At 67.4% G+C, this 18,652-nt stretch carries 19 protein-coding genes and 1 tRNA gene; 12 read left to right on the top strand and 8 right to left on the bottom strand.

Annotated elements, in window-relative coordinates:
- The first annotated feature begins 9 nt into the window (after positions 1–9).
- Both AVZ66_RS07150 and AVZ66_RS07145 read left to right on the top strand, forming a co-directional pair.
- Positions 10–1,977: a 3-hydroxyacyl-CoA dehydrogenase/enoyl-CoA hydratase family protein gene (locus AVZ66_RS07150; protein ID WP_058983170.1), complete on the top strand. Its 1,968-nt coding sequence runs from the start codon at positions 10–12 to the stop codon at positions 1,975–1,977.
- A 56-nt stretch (positions 1,978–2,033) separates the two neighbouring features.
- A tRNA-Glu gene (locus tag AVZ66_RS07145) sits at positions 2,034–2,108 on the top strand.
- Positions 2,109–2,482: 374 nt separating this feature from the next.
- On the opposite strand, the gene AVZ66_RS07140 is transcribed toward AVZ66_RS07145, so the two are convergent.
- Positions 2,483–3,106 (bottom strand): sensor domain-containing protein, encoded by a 624-nt coding sequence (locus AVZ66_RS07140; RefSeq protein ID WP_058983168.1) that lies wholly within the window; start codon positions 3,104–3,106, stop codon positions 2,483–2,485.
- Positions 3,107–3,201: 95 nt separating this feature from the next.
- Positions 3,202–4,494: an RNA-guided endonuclease TnpB family protein gene (locus tag AVZ66_RS07135; RefSeq protein WP_058983166.1), complete on the bottom strand. Its 1,293-nt coding sequence runs from the start codon at positions 4,492–4,494 to the stop codon at positions 3,202–3,204.
- Between the two features lie 181 nt (positions 4,495–4,675).
- Between AVZ66_RS07135 and AVZ66_RS07130 the strand changes: the two genes are divergently transcribed.
- Positions 4,676–5,374: an HAD family hydrolase gene (locus AVZ66_RS07130; RefSeq protein ID WP_058983164.1), complete on the top strand. Its 699-nt coding sequence runs from the start codon at positions 4,676–4,678 to the stop codon at positions 5,372–5,374.
- The gene (locus tag AVZ66_RS07125) at positions 5,374–6,000 is read left to right on the top strand and encodes a class II aldolase/adducin family protein (protein WP_058983162.1); all 627 of its coding nucleotides are present in this window, start codon (positions 5,374–5,376) and stop codon (positions 5,998–6,000) included. The genes AVZ66_RS07130 and AVZ66_RS07125 overlap by 1 nt, the downstream gene beginning before the upstream one ends.
- Positions 6,001–6,067: 67 nt before the next feature.
- On the opposite strand, the gene AVZ66_RS07120 is transcribed toward AVZ66_RS07125, so the two are convergent.
- Complete coding sequence (locus AVZ66_RS07120) at positions 6,068–6,268, bottom strand: hypothetical protein (protein ID WP_058983160.1); 201 nt, start codon at positions 6,266–6,268, stop codon at positions 6,068–6,070.
- A gap of 146 nt (positions 6,269–6,414) precedes the next feature.
- On the opposite strand from AVZ66_RS07120, the gene AVZ66_RS07115 reads away from it, so the two are divergent.
- Positions 6,415–7,242, top strand: a complete 828-nt coding sequence (locus tag AVZ66_RS07115) for an RNA ligase family protein (RefSeq protein WP_058983159.1) — start codon at positions 6,415–6,417, stop codon at positions 7,240–7,242.
- A gap of 66 nt (positions 7,243–7,308) precedes the next feature.
- Complete coding sequence (locus tag AVZ66_RS07110; protein WP_058983157.1) at positions 7,309–9,027, top strand: hypothetical protein; 1,719 nt, start codon at positions 7,309–7,311, stop codon at positions 9,025–9,027.
- A gap of 7 nt (positions 9,028–9,034) precedes the next feature.
- Here the strand turns inward: AVZ66_RS07110 and AVZ66_RS07105 are convergent, their stop codons facing one another.
- Together AVZ66_RS07105 and AVZ66_RS17040 are read right to left on the bottom strand one after the other, a co-directional pair.
- Positions 9,035–9,376: a hypothetical protein gene (locus AVZ66_RS07105; protein WP_058983154.1), complete on the bottom strand. Its 342-nt coding sequence runs from the start codon at positions 9,374–9,376 to the stop codon at positions 9,035–9,037.
- Positions 9,377–9,531: 155 nt separating this feature from the next.
- A complete protein-coding gene (locus AVZ66_RS17040) occupies positions 9,532–9,654 on the bottom strand; it encodes a hypothetical protein (protein ID WP_269432465.1) in 123 nt (40 codons plus the stop codon).
- 167 nt (positions 9,655–9,821) lie between these two features.
- On the opposite strand from AVZ66_RS17040, the gene AVZ66_RS07100 reads away from it, so the two are divergent.
- From AVZ66_RS07100 to AVZ66_RS07090, 3 genes are all read left to right on the top strand, one after another.
- Entirely contained in the window at positions 9,822–10,199 is a 378-nt protein-coding gene (locus AVZ66_RS07100) for a putative zinc-binding protein (protein ID WP_058983153.1), read from the top strand.
- A gap of 116 nt (positions 10,200–10,315) precedes the next feature.
- Positions 10,316–11,317 carry a hypothetical protein gene (locus tag AVZ66_RS07095; RefSeq protein ID WP_058983150.1) on the top strand — a complete coding sequence of 334 codons (1,002 nt, stop codon included), beginning with the start codon at positions 10,316–10,318 and terminating at the stop codon, positions 11,315–11,317.
- Positions 11,314–11,589, top strand: coding sequence for a hypothetical protein (locus AVZ66_RS07090; RefSeq protein ID WP_082678804.1), 276 nt, complete (start codon positions 11,314–11,316; stop codon positions 11,587–11,589). The genes AVZ66_RS07095 and AVZ66_RS07090 overlap by 4 nt, the downstream gene beginning before the upstream one ends.
- A gap of 23 nt (positions 11,590–11,612) precedes the next feature.
- On the opposite strand, the gene AVZ66_RS07085 is transcribed toward AVZ66_RS07090, so the two are convergent.
- Positions 11,613–12,170: a GNAT family N-acetyltransferase gene (locus AVZ66_RS07085; RefSeq protein ID WP_082678864.1), complete on the bottom strand. Its 558-nt coding sequence runs from the start codon at positions 12,168–12,170 to the stop codon at positions 11,613–11,615.
- Between the two features lie 200 nt (positions 12,171–12,370).
- On the opposite strand from AVZ66_RS07085, the gene AVZ66_RS07080 reads away from it, so the two are divergent.
- Positions 12,371–13,483, top strand: a complete 1,113-nt coding sequence (locus AVZ66_RS07080; RefSeq protein WP_058983148.1) for an alanine--glyoxylate aminotransferase family protein — start codon at positions 12,371–12,373, stop codon at positions 13,481–13,483.
- Positions 13,484–13,550: 67 nt separating this feature from the next.
- On the opposite strand, the gene AVZ66_RS16580 is transcribed toward AVZ66_RS07080, so the two are convergent.
- Together AVZ66_RS16580 and AVZ66_RS07075 are read right to left on the bottom strand one after the other, a co-directional pair.
- A complete protein-coding gene (locus AVZ66_RS16580) occupies positions 13,551–13,721 on the bottom strand; it encodes a hypothetical protein (protein ID WP_197407733.1) in 171 nt (56 codons plus the stop codon).
- Positions 13,722–13,827: 106 nt separating this feature from the next.
- On the bottom strand, positions 13,828–14,508 hold the full coding sequence (locus AVZ66_RS07075) for a bacterio-opsin activator domain-containing protein (RefSeq protein ID WP_058983146.1): 681 nt from the start codon (positions 14,506–14,508) through the stop codon (positions 13,828–13,830).
- A gap of 97 nt (positions 14,509–14,605) precedes the next feature.
- Here AVZ66_RS07075 and acs point away from each other — a divergent pair, with 97 nt between their 5' ends.
- On the top strand, positions 14,606–16,561 hold the full coding sequence (gene acs / locus AVZ66_RS07070) for an acetate--CoA ligase (protein WP_058983144.1): 1,956 nt from the start codon (positions 14,606–14,608) through the stop codon (positions 16,559–16,561).
- Between the two features lie 129 nt (positions 16,562–16,690).
- Positions 16,691–18,481 carry a bacterio-opsin activator domain-containing protein gene (locus AVZ66_RS07065; protein ID WP_058983142.1) on the top strand — a complete coding sequence of 597 codons (1,791 nt, stop codon included), beginning with the start codon at positions 16,691–16,693 and terminating at the stop codon, positions 18,479–18,481.
- Positions 18,482–18,652: the final 171 nt, after the last annotated feature.

Below are 18,652 nucleotides of genomic sequence, written 5' to 3'. Positions count from 1 at the left end.
AGTACTACCATGGACGTTGATGACATCGAGACCATCGCGGTGCTGGGCGCTGGCAACATGGGCCACGGTATCGCGGAAGTCGCGGCACTGGCGGGCTTCGACGTGAACCTCCGGGACATCAAAGAGGAGTTCGTGCAGAACGGCTACGAGCAACTCGAGTGGTCGCTGGGGAAACTCGCGGAGAACGACCAAATCGGGGAGTCGGAAGCCGACGCCGCCCTCGACCGCGTCACCCCCATCGTCGACCTCGAAGCGGCCGTCGAGGACGCGGACTTCGTCGTCGAGGCCGTCCCGGAGAAGATGGACATCAAGCAGAACGTCTACCGGGAACTCGAACAGCACGCGCCCGACCACGCGGTGTTCGCGACGAACACCTCCAGCCTCTCGATTACGGAGCTCTCGGAGGTCACCGACCGCCCCGAGCGGTTCTGCGGGATGCACTTCTTCAATCCGCCGGTGCGGATGCAGCTCGTGGAGGTCATCGCGGGCGAACACACCGACGACGACGTGCTCGACCTCACCGAGGACCTCGCCGAGGGGATGGGGAAGACGCCGGTTCGCGTCCGCAAGGACTCCCCGGGGTTCATTGTCAACCGCGTGCTCGTCCCGCTACTGAACGAGGCCGCGTGGCTCGTCCACGAGGACGTTGCCACCATCGCGGAGGTCGACTCCACGACGAAGTACGACATCGGTCTCCCGATGGGCGCGTTCGAACTCGCCGACCAGGTCGGCATCGACGTCTCCTACGACGTCCTCGACTACATGCAGGGCGTGCTCGGCGAGGCCTACGAGCCGTGCCCGCTCATCGAGGAGAAAGTCGACGCCGAGGACCTCGGGAAGAAGACCGGACAGGGGTTCTACGACTACGAGAACGGCGGCGCGGAAGTCCCGACCGACGAAATCCGGGACGACATCGCCGACCGTCTCCTCGCCGTGATGGCCAACGAGGTCGCGAAACTCGTCGGGAACGACGTCGCCGACCCCGCCGAAATCGACGAGGCCGTCAAGCTCGGCGCGGGCTACCCCGAGGGTCCTGCGAAGATGGCCGACGAAGCCGGTGTCGACCACCTCTACGAGGCGCTCGCGGCAGCCTACGAGGAGAACGGCGCCGCGCGCTACGAGCCGGCCGACGAACTCGAACGCCTCGCGGACGCCGGCGAGGGGTTCTACGGCGCGGCGGCCGAGGAGGAGACCGCGTCCTACGAGAACCTCGTCGTGACCGTCGAGGACAACGTCGCGCACGTCGAACTCGACCGCCCGCACCGCATGAACACCATCAGCGAGGCGCTGCTCGACGACCTCGGCGACGCCGTCGACGACCTCGACGAGGACGACGAGGTGCGCGCCATTCTGCTGACGGGCGCCGGCGAGAAGGCGTTCTCGGCGGGCGCGGACGTCACGTCGATGGCAGGCAGCGCCGACCCGCTTGACGCCGTGGAACTCTCCCGGAAGGGCCAGCAGACGTTCGGCAAACTCGAAGCCGCCGACGTGCCCGTCGTCGCGGGCATCGACGGCTACTGTCTCGGCGGCGGGATGGAACTGGCGACGTGCGCGGACATCCGCGTCGCCAGCGAGCGCAGCGAACTCGGCCAGCCCGAACACAACCTCGGCCTGCTGCCGGGGTGGGGCGGCACCCAGCGCCTCAAGCACATCGTCGGCGAGGGCCGCGCGAAAGAGATTATCTTCACCGCAGACCGCTACGACGCCGCGGAGCTGGAGGACTACGGGTTCGTCAACGAGGTCGTCCCGAACGACGAACTTGACGACCGCGCGTGGGAACTCGCTCGCGACCTCGCCGCCGGGCCGCCGGTCGCCCAGAAGTACACGAAGCGCGCGATGCTCGCCGGCCGGGACTCCACGGAAGCCGGCCTCGAATCCGAGGCGCAGGCGTTCGGCCAACTGATGAACACCCAGGACCTCATGGAGGGCATCGCGGCGTTCACCAGCGACCGCGACCCCGAGTTCGAGGGACACTGACACGGCCACGGCAGAACGACACGTTTAAACAATTCTCCCGGGTACGAACGAGTGTCGCTCGGTTGGTGTAGTCCGGCCAATCATGTTGGCCTTTCGAGCCGACGACCAGGGTTCAAATCCCTGACCGAGCACTTTTCGAACGGAGTGAGGAAAGCGCGCAGCGAAGGGTTCGAACCCTACCAGTCGCGCACAGCGAACGTAGTGAGCGAGCACGTCTGGTATCGGTTCAAATCCCTGACCGAGCACTTTTCGAACGGAGTGAGGAAAGCGCGCAGCGAAGGGTTCGAACCCTACCAGTCGCGCACAGCGAACGTAGTGAGCGAGCACGTCTGGTATCGGTTCAAATCCCTGACCGAGCACTACTCTGACACCGAACCGCGAAGCGACTGCTGTGTCGCTTCGCGTTCATAGGCGTGTACGTCGAGGGAAGGGATTTGAACCACGGCAGACCGAGCGCAGCGAGGTCTGGCATCGGGTTCAAATCCCTGACCGAGCACACCTGCTGCTACTCTTTCCCTCCGAGCAACGCAGTTGCGACGTCGCCGGTTTGGTCGGCTGCGGCGACGAGCACGTGAACGGTGGTGAGCGCGAGCAGGACGCCGAGTGGGAACGCGAGCAGTCGCTCGGGGAGGGTGTCGATGCTCCACCCGAGGACGGTGGCGGTGCCGCCGAGCGGGGCGAGGAGCAGCGCGAGCGCGCCGACGCCGGCGAGGAGGACGAACAGCCACGCAAGGAAGCCGACCAGCGACTTCACGACGAGGAAGGCGACGCTGCGCCACGTCGTGTTCGAGCGGACGAGCGCGCTGACCGCGGCGAGCACGCCGTCCTCGGAGAGCGACGGGAGGCGCTCGCGGGGCGCGATGTCGGTGTCGAGGAGCGCGTTCGCGACGCGGCGCTCCCAGTCGGCGAGCACGCGCGCGAGCAGCAGCGTCGCCAGCAGGACGGGGACGCCGACGACGAACACGGTGAGCGCGACGCCGAACACGAACCCGAACGCGAGGACGACGTAGTAGAGGAAGCCGAGCGGAATCGCGACAGAGAGGTAGAGCAGCCGTCGGTAGGTGCGTCGGTCGCCGAGCACGCCGACGAACGACCGGAGGCGGTCGGCGGGCGCGCGGGTCGTGGGCATCGCACGTCGGTTCCGGCCGCGGACACAAAAATGCCGGCCGCGTTCTCGCCGGTGGACGAACGGGCGGGCGACCGTGACTGGTGAACTACCGCGCCCTACTCAGCGACTACCGTCGCTGCCTTGAGGGCGCGGCTTCCTGCTTCAACGACACGACTTGCATCCACACGAACGGAGGTATCGCCTCCGTTGGTGGACGTAGCGGTCGCAGTCTCCACAGGCGTCCCTTCGGAGTGAACCACTCCTAGCTCTTTCAATCCGCGCGCCAGCACGTTGTATGCGGCGTTCTCGTCACGATCGGCCGTAAACCCGCACGTTGGGCACGCGTGTTCGCGCACCCACAACGGTTTCTCCGAAACCACCCCACACGACGCACACTCCTTCGTCGTCCCTTCTGGGTCAACCGTGAGGACGTGACAGCCGTTCTTCTCGCCGTGATGCTCAAACACCGTGATGAGGTCGCGCCACCCGACTTCGTGTTTGTTCCGCGCGTTCCCAGCTCCTTCGAGCATCCCTTTCACGTCAAGATCTTCGAGGAATACCGCGTCGTACTGCGTCGTGTAGAAATGCGCGAGTTTGTGCTTGAAGTCGTCTTTCTTGTTCGTCATCCGCTTGTGCACGTCTGCGACGCGGATGCGTTGGTTCTCCCAGTTGTTCGACCCATGGTCCTTCCGAGAGAGCGCGCGCTGTTCCCGTTCGAGGCGTTCTCGTTCGTCGGAAAGGTCGAGACGGGAGATTGCGCGGCCGTCTGAGTCGGTGATGTAGTTCAGAATACCAAGATCAATTCCGACGCAGTCCTCTGGATTGATCTCATCAACGTCGGGTTTGGGCGGTGTTTCAGTTTTGATGGTAAACGTGGCGAACCACTCACCGGTGGCATCTTGTTTGACGGTGAGTTGTTGGATTGACTCGTGGGCGGGGAGGTCACGGTGGAGGCGAATTGGCACCGTGATGGTGTCGCCGGCGACTTTCTTCAGTATGAGTTCAGCGTACCCGTCGGGGCCGCTCTTCTTGTCGAGCTCGAAGCCCTTCTTATTGTACGTGAACGACCGAAAGTCGCGTGGTGATTTCCACCGTAACTCACCGACATCGTATCCCTTCCGTTTGAGTGCGCGGAGACTCTCTTTGTTGTCGTGGATGCGCATCACCGCGTTCTGAAGGACGGTGGAGTAGACGTCGTTGAGGTCGCTCCACCAGTCTTTCATCGCCGGAAGTTCGTTTCGGGCTTTGCGGACGCGTTGGCGGAGCGTTCCTTGGTCTTCCGGAATTTCGTTGAAGCGTTTGAGTCGGTCGTTGTAGAGTTGCCGCACGACATCAACAGTCCACGAGAGCTTCTCGTCGTGCTCATCGGTCGGGAGAAGCGGGTATCGTGGGCTGTACTTGTACGTCATGCGACTGTATCAGATCCAACGGTGAGAATCGACTTAAACGACAGCAAATCGATTCAAGCGGCACCGTACTACACACCAGTTGGTTCTGTATCTCCACCCTACTCACTCCCGCTGGTCGTTCCTTGAGGATAGAGGCTGAGAACCAATAAAGGCTAACACGCTCTTCGGCGAACCCACGGGTATGAGCTACGACGCGGTGTTCTTCGACCTCGACGACACCCTCTACTCGTATCCGGAGTGCAACGAGGCGGGGAAGGCGGCGGCGTTCCGGGAGGCCCGCGAGTTGGGGTACGACCTCTCTCGGGGGGCGTTCGACGACCTGTACATGGAGGGGCGCCGCGAGGTGAAGCGCGAACTCGCGGGGACGGCGTCGGCCCACGAGCGGTTCCTCTACTTCAAGCGCGCGCTGGAGATTCACACCGGCACCCACCAGTCGCGGGACGCGCTCGCGCTCGGGGAGGCGTACTGGGGGACGTACGTCGAGACGATGGAGCTGTTCGAGGGCGTGCCCGAGACGCTCGCGCAACTACAGGACGCGGGCGTGGACGTCGCCATCGTGAGCAATCTCACGACGCGCATCCAGATGGAGAAAATCGACGCACTCGGCGTCGAGGCGCACGTCGACCTCGTGTTGACGTCCGAGGAGACGGGCCGTGAGAAGCCCGCGAGTGACATGTTCACACTGCCGCTCGCGAAACTCGACCGGCGGCCCAGCGAGGCCGTGATGGTCGGCGACGACGTCGAAGCCGACGTCGAGGGCGGGAACGCGGTGGGGTTGACGACGGTGCTGTTCAACGCCGAGGCCAACGGGGAGACGGGCTATCGCCGGCCCGACCACCAGATTGATGCGTTCCGCGAGGTCTTAGAGGTGGTACTGTAATGCTCGCTCGCGAACGCGTCGCGGTTGTCGACCACGCACCGACGCTGGCAGCACTGACTCCCGGGCGCACCGGTAATTTGAGCGTGCGCCGCGGCGACCGGTTCGCCGCGACCCCGACCGGCGTCCCCTACGACGAGTTCGACCCCGCGGACGTCCCCGTGGTGTCGCTGGACGGTGACGTCGTCGCTGGGGAGATGAAGCCGACCAGCGAGGTGCCGATGCACACCGGCATCTACCGGCGACTCGACGCGGGCGCAATCGTCCACACGCACTCGACGTGGGCGACGACGCTGGCGGTACTCGGCGAGGAACTCCCGCCGATTCACTACATGATTACGGCGGTCGGGCGGTCGGTCCCGGTCGCAGACTACGCGCCGTACGGTACCGACGACCTCGCGGAGTTGGTCGTCGAGGAGATGGAGGCTGCGGACTCGCAGGCGTGCATCTTGGGCCATCACGGTCTCGTCGTCACTGGCGACGACCTCGCGTCGGCGGTCGAGAACACGTTCGTCGTGGAGAATCTCTGTCGGGTGTACTTGCAGGCGCGCCAGCACGGGACGCCCGATGAACTCAGCGACGACCAGTTGGCGACCGTCGAGGAGAAGTTCCAGTCCTACGGCCAGTGACAGTCAACGCCGGCGACGAGCGTCGATAGGGAGGGACGACCCCTCGCTCGCGTCGGGCACAGCACGGCTACGCGTTGTTCATCCGGGTCTTGGTGGTGGCGCCGCAGGCCTGACACTCCGCGACCCGGTAGGGCTCACGGGAGAACGCCGCGTTCTGGTCGTCGTCGCTCTCCGTGAGGATGTCGATGGACACCTCGTGTGGTTGTTCGCGGCCGCACTCCGGACACTGTTCGACGATGCCGTCGGATTGGATGTTTTTGCTCGCCATCGGACTGACCTCACCTAACTAATGCTACTGTACGCCCTTCGGAAGTGTGCCTAAATGGTTAGGTCGGTGATGGAGTATGGTGTGGAAACGTGCGACAATCTCGGACGACCGAACGCTTACGCCGGCGGAAGCGCTACCGACAGAGAATGCGCGCGTTCCCGTCCCTCCCGACCGTCGCGGACGCCCCGGCTTCGCTGCTCGACGGCCACCTCTGGATTCAGGAGTGGGTGTGTGGCGGCCCGCTGCGCGTCCAACTCCGCGACTCCGGCCTCCTCCGGTTCGGGGACGCCGACCGTGTCTTCGACCACGACGACGTGCCGCCGGGCTACCGGCACGCCGTCCGGCACGTCCGCGAGCGCTTCGACCGTGACGCGCTCCGCGCCGCGCTCGACGACGTCGAGTCGGCCGTCTTCTACGGCGTCGCCACCCGCCAGCAGCCCATCGACTACGACTGGGAAGCGCTGCCCGGCTTCCTCGGCTTCGACGTCTACCACGCCGGCGACGACCGATTCCTGCCGCCGGACTCTGTGGAAGTGCTGTACGACCGCCTCGGTCTGACGCCCCTACCGGCTGTCGCGAAGGAACTCCGGGGCGCGGACTTCGACCCGCACGACTACGCCCTCCCCGAGTCGTCGTGGTACGACGGTCCCGCGGCGGGCGTGCTCGTCCGGAACAAGACCGGCGACCGCGCAGTCCGTCACGCGGACTCGCTGGAGCGGCCCGAGCCAGTAGCGTTCGACGCCGACCCCGAGGACCTCGCCGAGCGATTCGTCACCGACGCTCGCGTCGAGCGTGCGCGAAAGGCCGCGGCCGGCGACCCCGCTGCGGGCGTCGACGAGGTCGTGGACCGCGTGCTGGAACTGCTCGCGCGCGAGGAGTACGCTCGTCTCTACGGCGACGACGCGCCAGTCGACGTCGCCGCGTTCGAGGCGGCCGCGGCGGACCGCGCCCGGCGGCTGCTGGATGCCGCGTAACTCGGACTGCGAAGGTGTGGTGTGGAATCCGTGCCCTGAAGCCACGCCAGCCCCTATCCGGGTGTAATGACGCGGCGCTTCCGCTGGACTCGCGCGGCTCCGAACGGCTCCGTGACCGTCACGCGAGTCGCCGGCGATCACGAACTCGAAGACGGCGACCCCCAGCGGCGCTACACGCTCTCGGTACCGGCGGCGCCAGACGCCACCGTCGTCGCGGTGACCGGCTGTACGACCACGTGGGAGGACGACACGCTGTGGGTCACCGTCAGCGACGGCGCCGGCCTCGCGCGAGTCCGGCTCCGAACTAGTGGGGCTCACACAGCCTTCCGCTTCCCTGGTCCGACGTTCGACGACCGACTCACGGTCGCTATCGACGGCGACGAAGCGGCCGCACGCGAACTGCTCGCGAACGCCCACTCCCCGGTCGTGCTCGTGCTCGCCTCCGGCCCGTTCCTCGGTGTCGAGGAGTTCGTCTCGCTCGTGGACGCACTCGCCACCGCGAGCGAGGGTGCGTCCGACGACCTCCACGCGACCCGCTACGACCTCGTGCGAATCGCCGCGACGACCGCCGCGGGCCCACCGGTCGCTACTGCCGAGGACTTCGAGGCGCTCGCCGATGGGCTGGACGCCGTCGACGCTATCGGCAACGTGACCGTGTTGGACGCGCTCGCTGGCGCGACAGCGGTCGCCCACGACACCCCCGCCGAAACCAAGCGGTTCCTCTCGGAGTTCGGCTACGAGCTACCGCTGCTCGCCGAGCGCGACGACGGGCGCTTCCTCGCGCACTACCTCGCGCAGGTCGCGCGCACCGCCGGCATCCGCGACGCCAAACAGGCCGCCGCGCGTCGGGCGGCCAACACCGACCACGCGGCGTTCGAGGACGCGAAGGCCGCTGCCGAGCGCGCTGACTACTGGGACCGCGGCGCGGCGTGGCGCGACGCCGTCCTCCCGGCGGCCGGCGAGTCGTTCCCGACGTTCGCGTACGTGCTGGCGAACGCGCTCTACTGGACGGGTGAGGTCGGTCGCTCGGACTCGCGCGCGGACGAACTCCTCCACGAGGGCGCCGCCGCGGCCGCCCGCAGCATCGACTTGGAGTGGGTCCCCGGACACGCCGACTACGAGCGCGCGCGAGCGGCCGCCCACCGCCACCGCAGCAAGCGCAACCACGCGCTCGCGCTCGAAAACTTCGCTGCCGCCCGCGAGGTCGCGGAGTCGCACTCGTTCTTGGACCCGTGGGAACCGACGTACAGCCACGCCGTCGTGGAGTCGAACGCGCTGTCGACGGCCGGCGACCACGAGCGCGCGGTCGCGGTGCTGGACGAGGCGCTCGCGACGCTCCGCGAGCAGGGCGTGCCCGAGGACCGCTTCGAGGAGATGCGCGACCACCTCGCCGGCCAGCGCCACGAGCGCCGCGCCATCGTCGCTGACGACGACAGCGACCGCCTCGCCCACCTCGAAGCCGCGCTCGACCACTACGAGTCCGTGGCGTTCGAGCGCTCGGTCGCCCGCATCGAAGCCAAACTCGACGACGCCGAAGCTGGCGAGGATGCGACGGCTGGTGAGGAAGACAGCGGCGGACGCGCCCGCCCGCAGCCAGTGCTCCGGCCCGACCCCGAAGCGGGGCCGAGCCTCGACGACATCCCGAGCCTCCACGACTCGCTCACGGAGACGGACCCGGGCGCAGTCGGGAGCGCGGACCCGGGCGTACTCCCGGACGAACGCGGCGACGCGCTCGCTGACGACCCCGGCGTGACGGACCGGGACAGCGACCCCTACTATCGCTGACTCGCCGTCATCCGTGTTCCATCACCGGCGTCTCGGCGCGGTGCTGGGCGCGGTCGACCCGGACATTGTCGACGGCGTCGACGCCGAAGCCGTCGGCTAACGCGGTCCGGGCCGCGGCTTCGCCGTCACCGTCGCGGGGCGTCTCGACGGCGACCGCGACGGTCGCGTCGATCTGCAGGTCGTTCAGCCGAGGACGGAGGTCGGTGACGTCGACGCTCTCGACGCTCGCGACGGCGTCGACGCCGTCGAGGACGCTCGCTGCGCCGCACTCCAAGTCGCCGGCGCTGTCGCGCGGTACGTGCATCGTGAGGTCCGCGACGAGGCGGACCTGCTGGCTGGCAGTTGCCATAGGCTCCCGCCGAGAGTCGAACTCGGTGCCGGCAAGGCCGGCGTCCACGGGCTGTCGGGAGCGACAGCCCGCGCTCACCACTCGACCCGCGGAGAAGACGCAGTCGCGCCGCAGTCACGGACGGCAGCCGCGTCCTCCCCGGGTTCGACGCCGCTTCACGCGGCGAGGGTGGACGCGGACTGCGCGTTCGGGCGATAGCCGGCGACCACGAACCCCACGGCGAATCCAGACGGCCCGCTAATCGGGCGGGCGTCCGGTGCGTGGAGTGTGGTGGTCATCGGTGTGTCACCCGGTGTGGGCTCGGTCGCTCCGAGCCGCTGTCACTTGGCCAATTTTGCCCCCGTACAATAAGTTTTGTCGAGGTGTGTAACGCCCTCGCAAGGACTCTCGCGGGCGAACAATTTCGGGGGACGGCTTTCGGCATCGACCTGCGAACGGTGTCGTGATGACCGACTACGACGACCTGCCGTTGGTGTACTCGTGTTCGGGTTGTTCGAGTGCCGCCCAGATGGCCAACGACCTCGCAGTGAGGCTCGACCGCGAGCGCGTCGCGGAGATGTCCTGTATCGCGGGCGTCGGTGGCGACGTTCCGCCGCTCGTGAACATCGCGACGTCGGGTCGGCCGATGCTCGTCGTCGACGGCTGTCCGCTGGAGTGCGCGCGCAAGAGCCTCGAACAGCACGACGTTACCCCTGACCGCCACGTCAACCTCGCCGAGCGCGGCGTCCCCAAGGAGTACCACACCGACTACGACGACGAACAGGCCGAAGAACTCTACGACGACCTCGTGGGGGAAGTCGAACAACTCACGCCGACGCCGTAGGCAACGTTTCGCATTCGCCCTCGAGCGTGCGTCGATTCACATAGCTGGCTTTCGCGCTCGTTCCGTCGTCGCGTCCACCACAAGACCCTTGCCGGTGTTCGCTGAACGTGTCAGCTATGCGCCGGGAACGAGTCTTGGCGGTCGGCATCGCCGTGGTCGTCGTCGCGTCCGCAGTGACGATGGTCGCCGTCCCCGGCGTGTTCGCCGACGACGAACCCGAGGACGTCCGCCCCGGCCACACCGCAATCGAGGAAGTGACGATTGCCACCAGCGACGTCTCGGGCGGAACAGTCACGCTGGGCGTGACCCCGTACTTGCGACACTACGGCGGCACCTCAGAGAACGTCAGCGTCCTCGTGCGCGCCGTCGACCTCGACTCCGGCCTCGTCGAGACGACCCGGACGGTCGACGTCAAGGCGATTTCAGGCGATAGGGAGGTCCCGGTCGAGGTCAACGTCTCCGTGGCCCGCGAAGGCGGCTACCGTGTCGAAACCGTGCTGTTCAGCGACGGCCAGCGCGTCGGCGTGGTCTCGAAGACCGTTCGCGGCGTCGGCACCGTGCAGGCGGGCGGCCGAGTCGCGTTCCACGACTTCGCCGCCGGACTGCCGTCGGTCCAGTACTCGGTCGTCGACGCCGGCGCGAACCGGACGACGCTGGGCGTCTCGACGTACCTCACGAACAGCGGCGCCACCCCGACAGGCTCCGTCACCGTCGAGATAATTGTGCGGCAGGCCGAGTCGAACATCGTCGCGGCGCGCAAGACGATCAGCGCGACGAATATCGCGCCCGGTGAGACCGTCGCTCCGAACGTGACGGTCTCCGTGCCGGCGGAATACAACTACTACCTCGACGCGATTCTCCGTAAGGACGGCGTCATCGTCGACGCGGCGCGTGGCGCGGCGAACCTCGACCCGCAGGAACGCATCGAAGCCGACACCACCGTCCGCGACGTCGGCCTCCGCGTCGAGGACTTCGAGTCCACGGACGACCGGGACCGGCCACAGCCGTCGACGGACGGCGGGGGAAGTAGCGGCGGTGGCGTCCCCGGATTCGGACCCGCGCTCGCAGTCGTCGCACTCGCTGTCGGCGCCGCTATCGCTTGGAGGACACGCTCATGACCGACGAACCTGACTCCGCACGTACCGCCGAATCGGCCGCCGACGGACGCGACGTCCGAGAGGTCCTGCTCAAGGGAACGCTGCTCGTCTTGGGCGTGCTCGCGGTCGTCGCGCTCTTCCAGTTCTACACGAGTGCGAACGCCGCCATTGGCCAGTGGATCGGCCGCGAGTACCGCTCGCTGTTCCGCGCAGCGTTCAACCTCGTCGTCCTGTTCGCGACCGCTGTCGGCATCTCACTGGTCGTCCGCGAACTCACGGGCACGGACGAGTAGTCGCTCCACTCGGCCGTCCCGGTTCAGAGGTGTAGCTCCATCTCGCGTTCCGCGCCGCCGCCGACGGCGTCGAACCCGACCGACCGATAGAGGTTCAACGCGACCCGGTTCGTGCGGTCGACAGTCAGCCAGACGCGCTCGACGCTGTGCGCGCGTCCGTACCCGAGGAGCGCGCGCAGCAGCCGGGAGCCGATGCCCGCGAGCTGGTAGCCGGGCGCGACGAAGATGGCGAGTTCGGCTGCCGACTCCTCGATGGGGACGAGCGTCGCGTGCCCGACCGGCGTTCCCTCGTGGCACGCGGCGACGTCCCAGCCCTCCGCGAGCAGCGTGTCCAGCCAATCGCGGCGCCGGCGCTCGTCGACGGGCGGGATTCGCTGTGCGCGGCTCTCCGCGCCGAAGTCGTCGTACATCGCCGCGAGCGCGTCGAAGTCGCCGGGGCCCGCGGTCCGAATCGAGATGCGTCGGTCCTCGCCGTCGCGGAACTCCACGGGCGGAACGGGGAATCGGTCCTCGGACTGCGGCGGGTGCTCGGCGCCGATGCTACCGGTCGCGTCGGCCGTCCGCGTCGTGTTGGGTGGCATAGTGGGATGTTCGCCCGTGGGGTCCGGGCGGTCGTGGGCTCTGTCGTCACCTTCGAGTACGCTCGCGGGCCCCGGAAAACGGGGGTACCGTTCCAGCATTCTGGGAAACGTGAGACGGCGGCGACACAGCCGGCCAGTGTGGACTCTATCAAAACACACATCCCGCGTTGCTGTGAAGAGGTCGCTATTCACGCGCTCCCATGACCGAAAAACGCGAGTACACCGGCGACTACGACGACAAGACGCTGTACATTCCGGGGCCGACGGAAGTCCGCGAGGACGTACTGGACGCGATGAGCCAGCCGATGTTCGGCCACCGCATGGACCGGATGACGGACCTCTACACGACTATCGTCGAGGACACGAAGACGTTCCTCGGCACCGACAACGAGGTCATCATCCTCACCGCGTCCGGAACGGAGTTCTGGGAGGCGTCGACGCTGAACCTCGTCGACGAGAACATTCTCGTGCCGACGTGCGGGAGCTTCAGCGAGCGCCACGCGAACGTCGCCGAGCGCCTCGGGAAGGACGTCGACCGCCTCGAATACGACTGGGGAGAGGCGATCAAGCCCGGTGACATCCGGGACGCACTCGAATCCAGCGACAAGCACTACGACGTCGTCGCCACCGTGATGAACGAGAGTTCCACGGGCGTCCGCAACCCCATCGAGGAAATCGGGGACGTGGTCGCGGACTACCCGGACACGTACTTCGTCGTCGACGCCGTCTCCGCGCTCGGCGGCGACTACGTGGACATCGACGAACACGACATCGACGTCATCTTCGCGTCCACGCAGAAGGCGTTCGCGATGCCGCCGGGGCTGGCGGTCTGCGTCGTCAGCGACGACGCCTACGACCGCGAACTGGCCAAAGACGAGGCGTCGTGGTACGGCGGCTTCCAGCGCTCGCTGGACTACTACGACCGGAAGGGCCAGACCCACTCCACGCCCGCGATTCCGGTGATGCTCGCGTACCGCAAGCAGATGAAGCACATGCTCGACGAGGGCCACCGCGCCCGCGACCAGCGCCACCGCGAGATGGCCGAGTACACCCGTGACTGGGCCTACGAGCACTTCGACATCTTCCCCGAGGAGGGCTACGAGTCCCAGACCGTGAGCTGCATCGAGAACACGCAGGACCTCGACGTCGCCGCCGTCATCGACGAGGTCTCCGCGGAGTACGACATGGCGTTCTCGAACGGCTACGGGTCGACGCTCGGCGGGGAGACGTTCCGCATCGGCCACATGGGCGAGCACACCGTCGAGAGCATCGAAGCGCTGACCGACGCCATCGAGGACGTCGCCGGCCTCTAGGCTGCTGTCGTCGCTTTCAGTCGATTTTCTGGTTGGGTAGAAAGACTCGCTCCTGTGCGAGGAGCGGTCAGTCCGCGTCGACAGGCTCGAATTCGTCGTTTCCGCAGCCACACGTGCCGTCAGTCCCGATGGGCCGGTAGCCGTCGCCGGCTCGCTGTGCGGGGTACGTGCTGCTACAGTTCGTACAACCAACGATAACGTCAGGTGAACCACCTGTGTCACTGCCGTCGTCTGCCATCGTCGCTACCCGGTACGCAGACGACTCGCGTCGAAGAGGGATGGCCGAGTATATACAACCCATTCAAGTACTATCGCCGCTCCGCTGTTCGTGCTGTGACCCTCGGTCACACTACTGGGGGGGTCCGCTCGCCCTCCGTCGAATCTGGCGCGTCGAAGACGTCGCCGACGAGGTTGCCGTGGCCGCGGCGCAGCCGCTTCGAGAGCGCCTGCTGGCTGATGTCGAGTTCATCTGCGACTTCGTCCATCGTTGCCTCCGGCGGGACTTCGTAGAATCCCGCGTCGAGGGCGGCGACCAGTGCCTCGCGCTGCTTCTCGGTGACGCCGAATCGGTCGGGCGCGCCCGCCTCCTCCGAGCGGTAGACGCGCCGCACCTCGTACTCGACGCCGTGGCGCTCGCAGTACGTCGAGAACGACGGCAGTTGGTCGGGGGTTTCGAACCGGATGCGGAGCTCCCACCCGCCCCGCTGGCCGGTCGCGGAGACGAGCGTCCCGCCGGTCTCCACGACGGCGGTCGCCACCGACTCGACGCCGCCCGGCCACTCCGCGCGGTAGAGGGCCTCGGACTCGTGGGTGTCGAGGCGCGTCGCCTCGTCGATGGTCGGGTCCTCGTTGACCGCCGACTCGAAGGCGTCGAGGTCGCCGTGGACCCAGAAGTACGGCGTGAGCTTCCCGTCCGGGTGCGCGACGACGCGCTCGATTTCGACCACGGTCTCGGGGGCAGCCGCGAGCGTCTCGGCCATCGCGACGGAGTTGGCCGGCACCGCGACTTCCGCGACAACGCTCATACGTGCCCCTCGAACAGCCGGCGTGGTAAGTGTATAGGCCGCTCCACGGGGGTTCGAGGGCGAACGTTTATTCGCGCTAGGCCGTAGGTTCCAATCGATGCCGGGCGACGAGTCGTGGCACAACGCGGTCGCCGGCGAAGCCGTCGAGCCACCGGCGTCGTTCGTCGAGCAGGCGAACGTCACCGACCCCGACCTCCGCGAGCAGTTCGCGCGCGAGTGGCCGGAGTGTTGGGAGCGGGCCGCCGACCTGCTCGACTGGAGTGACGACTACGACGCCGTGCTCGGCGGTGACGGCCCGCCGTTCCGGTGGTTCGACGGCGGGAAACTGAACGCGAGCTACAACTGCATCGACCGCCACCTCGACGACCGGAAGAACCAGGTCGCGTTGACGTGGGAGGGTCGCCTCGGCGAGTCCCGGTCGTACTCGTATCTCGACCTCTACCGGGAGGTCAACGAGTTCGCAGCCGCACTCCGCGAATTGGGCGTCGAGGAGGAGGACGTGGTGACGCTGTACATGCCGGTCGTCCCCGAACTCCCGATTGCGATGCTGGCGTGCGCGCGCATCGGCGCGCCGCACTCGGTCGTCTTCGCTGGCTTCTCCGCGGACGCCCTCGCGATGCGGATGGACGACGCCGACTCGGAGTACCTGGTCACCTGCGACGGCTACTACCGTCGCGGCGCGCCCGTCCACCAGAAGAACAAGGCCGACAACGCCGCTATCGCGCTCGACGACGGCATCGAAGCGACCGTCGTCGTCGACCGACTGGGGGACGACACGCCGCTGGCCGACGACGAGTACGACTACGACAGCCTCGTCACCGAGCACCGCGGCGAAACCGTCGACCCCGTGCCCCGCGACGCCACCGACCAGTTGTTCCTCATCTACACGTCCGGGACGACCGGCGAACCCACGGGCGTCCGCCACACGACGGGCGGCTACCTCGCGCACGCGGCGTGGACGAGCCACTCAGTCTTGGATATCCGCCCCGAGGACACGCACTGGTGTTCGGCGGACATCGGCTGGATTACCGGGCACTCCTACACCGTCTACGGCCCGCTCGCGCTCGGGTCGACGACGATGCTCTACGAGGGGACGCCCGACCACCCGGAGAAGGACCGCGTGTGGGAGCTCATCGAGCGCAACGCGGTCGATGTCTTCTACACCGCGCCGACGGCGATTCGCGCGTTCATGAAGTGGGGCGAACAACACCCGGAGAGCCACGACCTCTCCAGCCTGCGACTGCTGGGGACGGTCGGTGAACCCATCAATCCGCGCGCGTGGAAGTGGTACCACGAGCACATCGGGGACGGCGAGTGTCCGGTGGTGGACACGTGGTGGCAGACCGAGACCGGTGGCATGATGATCACCACGCTCCCGGGCATCGACGACATGAAGCCGGGGTCAGCGGGGCTCCCGCTCCCGGGCATCGACGCTGCGGTCGTCGACGGTGACGGCGAGCCAGTCGAACCGGGGGAGACGGGGTATCTCGTGGTCACGAGTCCGTGGCCGGGGATGCCGCTGTCGATGGTCGAGAACGACGGCTGGTTCACCGACCACGCTCCGGTCTTCCCGGACCTCTCGGGGTACGACTGGGCGTACTTCACGGAGGACGGCGCGACCGTCGACGAGGACGGGTACATCACGCTGCTCGGTCGCGTGGACGACGTCATCAACGTCTCCGGCCACCGGTTCGGGACGATGGAAATCGAGTCCGCTATTGCCGACGTGGAGGGCGTCGCGGAGGCCGCCGTCGTCAGCGGCCCCCACGACCTCAAAGGACAGGCCGTCTACGCGTACGTCAGCGCCGCCGAGGGCGCCAACGAGGCCGCGCTCCGCGACCGCATCACCGACGCTGTCGACGCCGCCATCGGCCCCATCGCGGTCCCGGACGTGGTGGTGTTCACGCCCGAACTCCCGAAGACGCGCTCCGGGAAGGTGATGCGGCGACTCCTCGAAGACATCGCCAACGACGACGACCTCGGGGACACCAGCGCGCTCCGCAATCCCGAGGTCGTCGGCGAACTCGAATCGGCGCTCGGCGACCGCGACTAAGTCGAGTTTCGGAGTACGAGAGGAACGCGAAACGGTATTTTCGGCGTCTTCTTCGATAGTTACCTATCGTGACTTGGGACGCTACTTCTCGAAAGATTCTTGGTTCGCGTTCGAGATGATACACGAAATATGAGTGCGGATGTCGCGGCGCTCTCGGCGGCGTCCTACGAGCGGCTCCGGCGAGCCACGGAGACCCACCGCGAGGAACTCGTCGTTCGCCTCGCCGGCGAAGCCGGGCTGCGACCCGCTGAAATCGCCCGCATCAGGCCCGACGACGTCGTTTCGCACGACTACGCTGGCGTTACGCATCACTTCCTCCGCGTGCGCGACGAGGGCGACGCGGTCGCACGGGACGCCTACCTGCCCGCGGACGTCGAACACGACTTCCGGCAGTACGCACGCACTGTCGACGACGACGAACGCGTGGTCGCGGTGTCGCCGCGGCGCGTCCAGATGCTCGTTGCGGACGTCGGCGACCGCGCGGCCGACCGCACCGGCGACGACGCGCTCCGAGATGTCTCTACGCGAACGCTCCGCCAGTTTTTCGCCCGACAGCTCCTCGACGAGGGCGTCGACCCGCGTGCGGTCGCGGCGGCCGGCGGCTGGGAGCGCCTCGCCAGCCTCGACCCGTTCGTCGACGACGCCGACCGCGGCGACGTCGCCGCGGCGTTCGCCGACACCGAACTCGCGCCCGCAGACCACTCCGGAGACACCGCTGCGGCGCCCGAAACGCGCTTCGACGCCGCGTTCGACCGCGTGCGCGCCGTCGGGGACACGCACTTCGAGGCGTCCACGCGGGACGGCGTCGAAGCACGGACGTGCGACGTGCTCGTCGAGGGTGACGCCTACGCGTTCGCGTGGCTCGCACGGTACAGCGGCGGGACACTCCGGGACGAGACGCGAGCGGGAGCCGCGGACGCGACGGTCGACGTTTCCGCCGATGCCGGAGCCGTCGGGGAGGCGCTCGCGTCCGGAACGGCGCAGGTCACGAACGACGTTCACGGCGACGCCGCGTTCTCGGTGTGGCGCGCAGCCGCCGACGAAGCGGGCTTCGATGCGGTGGCCGTGGTGCCCGTCGACGACCGCGAAACGACGTACGGCGCGCTCGTCGTCGGTGTCGACGGCCGGATTTCCGAGCGCGAGCGCGCGCTGCTGGCGGACCTCGGGCAGCGGGTCGGCCGCACGGTCACGGTCGTCCAGCAGCGCCAACTCCTGCTGGCGGACACGGTGCTGGAACTGGCGTTCGAGACGACCGGCGAGGCGTCGTTCTTCGCCGCTGCGGCCACCGAACACGGCTGTACGTTCGAACTGGACGGCGTCGTCCCCGGTGAGGCCGGGACGCTGCTGTACTTCGTGCGGCTGTCGGGGGCGTCCCCGGACGCGGTGTTGTCGTGGGCGACCGAGCTGCCGGCAGTCGCGGACGGGCGCCTCGTCCGGGACTACGGGGACGAGTCCCTGCTCGAACTCGCCGTCTCGGGTGCTGATGTCGCGAAGACGCTGACCGACCGCGGTGCGTCGGTCCGCGAGGTGACGGCGACGCCCGGCGAGCAGCGCGTCGTCGTCGACGTCACCACGGACACCGACGTTCGGTCGTTAGTCACGGCCGTCACCGACGCGTTCCCGGACGCGGAACTCGTCTCGAAGCGCGAGCGCGACCGGCCCGACGAGACGTCGTCGGCGTTCCGCGCGTCGCTGCACGAGTCGTTGACGGACAAACAGGCGTCGGTGCTGCGCGCGGCCTACCACGCGGGCTACTTCGAGTGGCCCCGCGGCAGCACCGCCGAGGAGCTCGCGGACGCCATCGGTATCACGTCGCCGACGCTGCACAACCACCTGCGGCGCGCCCAGCAGAAGCTCCTCACGGCGTTCTTCGCGGAGGACGACGTCGGCCACGGCGGCGTCGAGTGGCCCGACGACTGACAACGGTTCTCGCGTCGCTAACTGTTTAGTGACGACTGCGGCAGTCGGTCGACAACGAATACTTTGTGGTAGCTGGATTTCCGTCCGTAAACACTGATTTCGACGTTTTAGCGCTCTATTGTCGGTTTCTTCGGTTCGTTCCTCGCTGGCGGGGTGTTGGCATAATTAGGG

Source organism: Halobacterium sp. CBA1132 (assembly GCF_001485535.1).
Taxonomy (GTDB): domain Archaea; phylum Halobacteriota; class Halobacteria; order Halobacteriales; family Halobacteriaceae; genus Halobacterium.
This window is presented reverse-complemented; position numbering and strand designations above follow the sequence as displayed.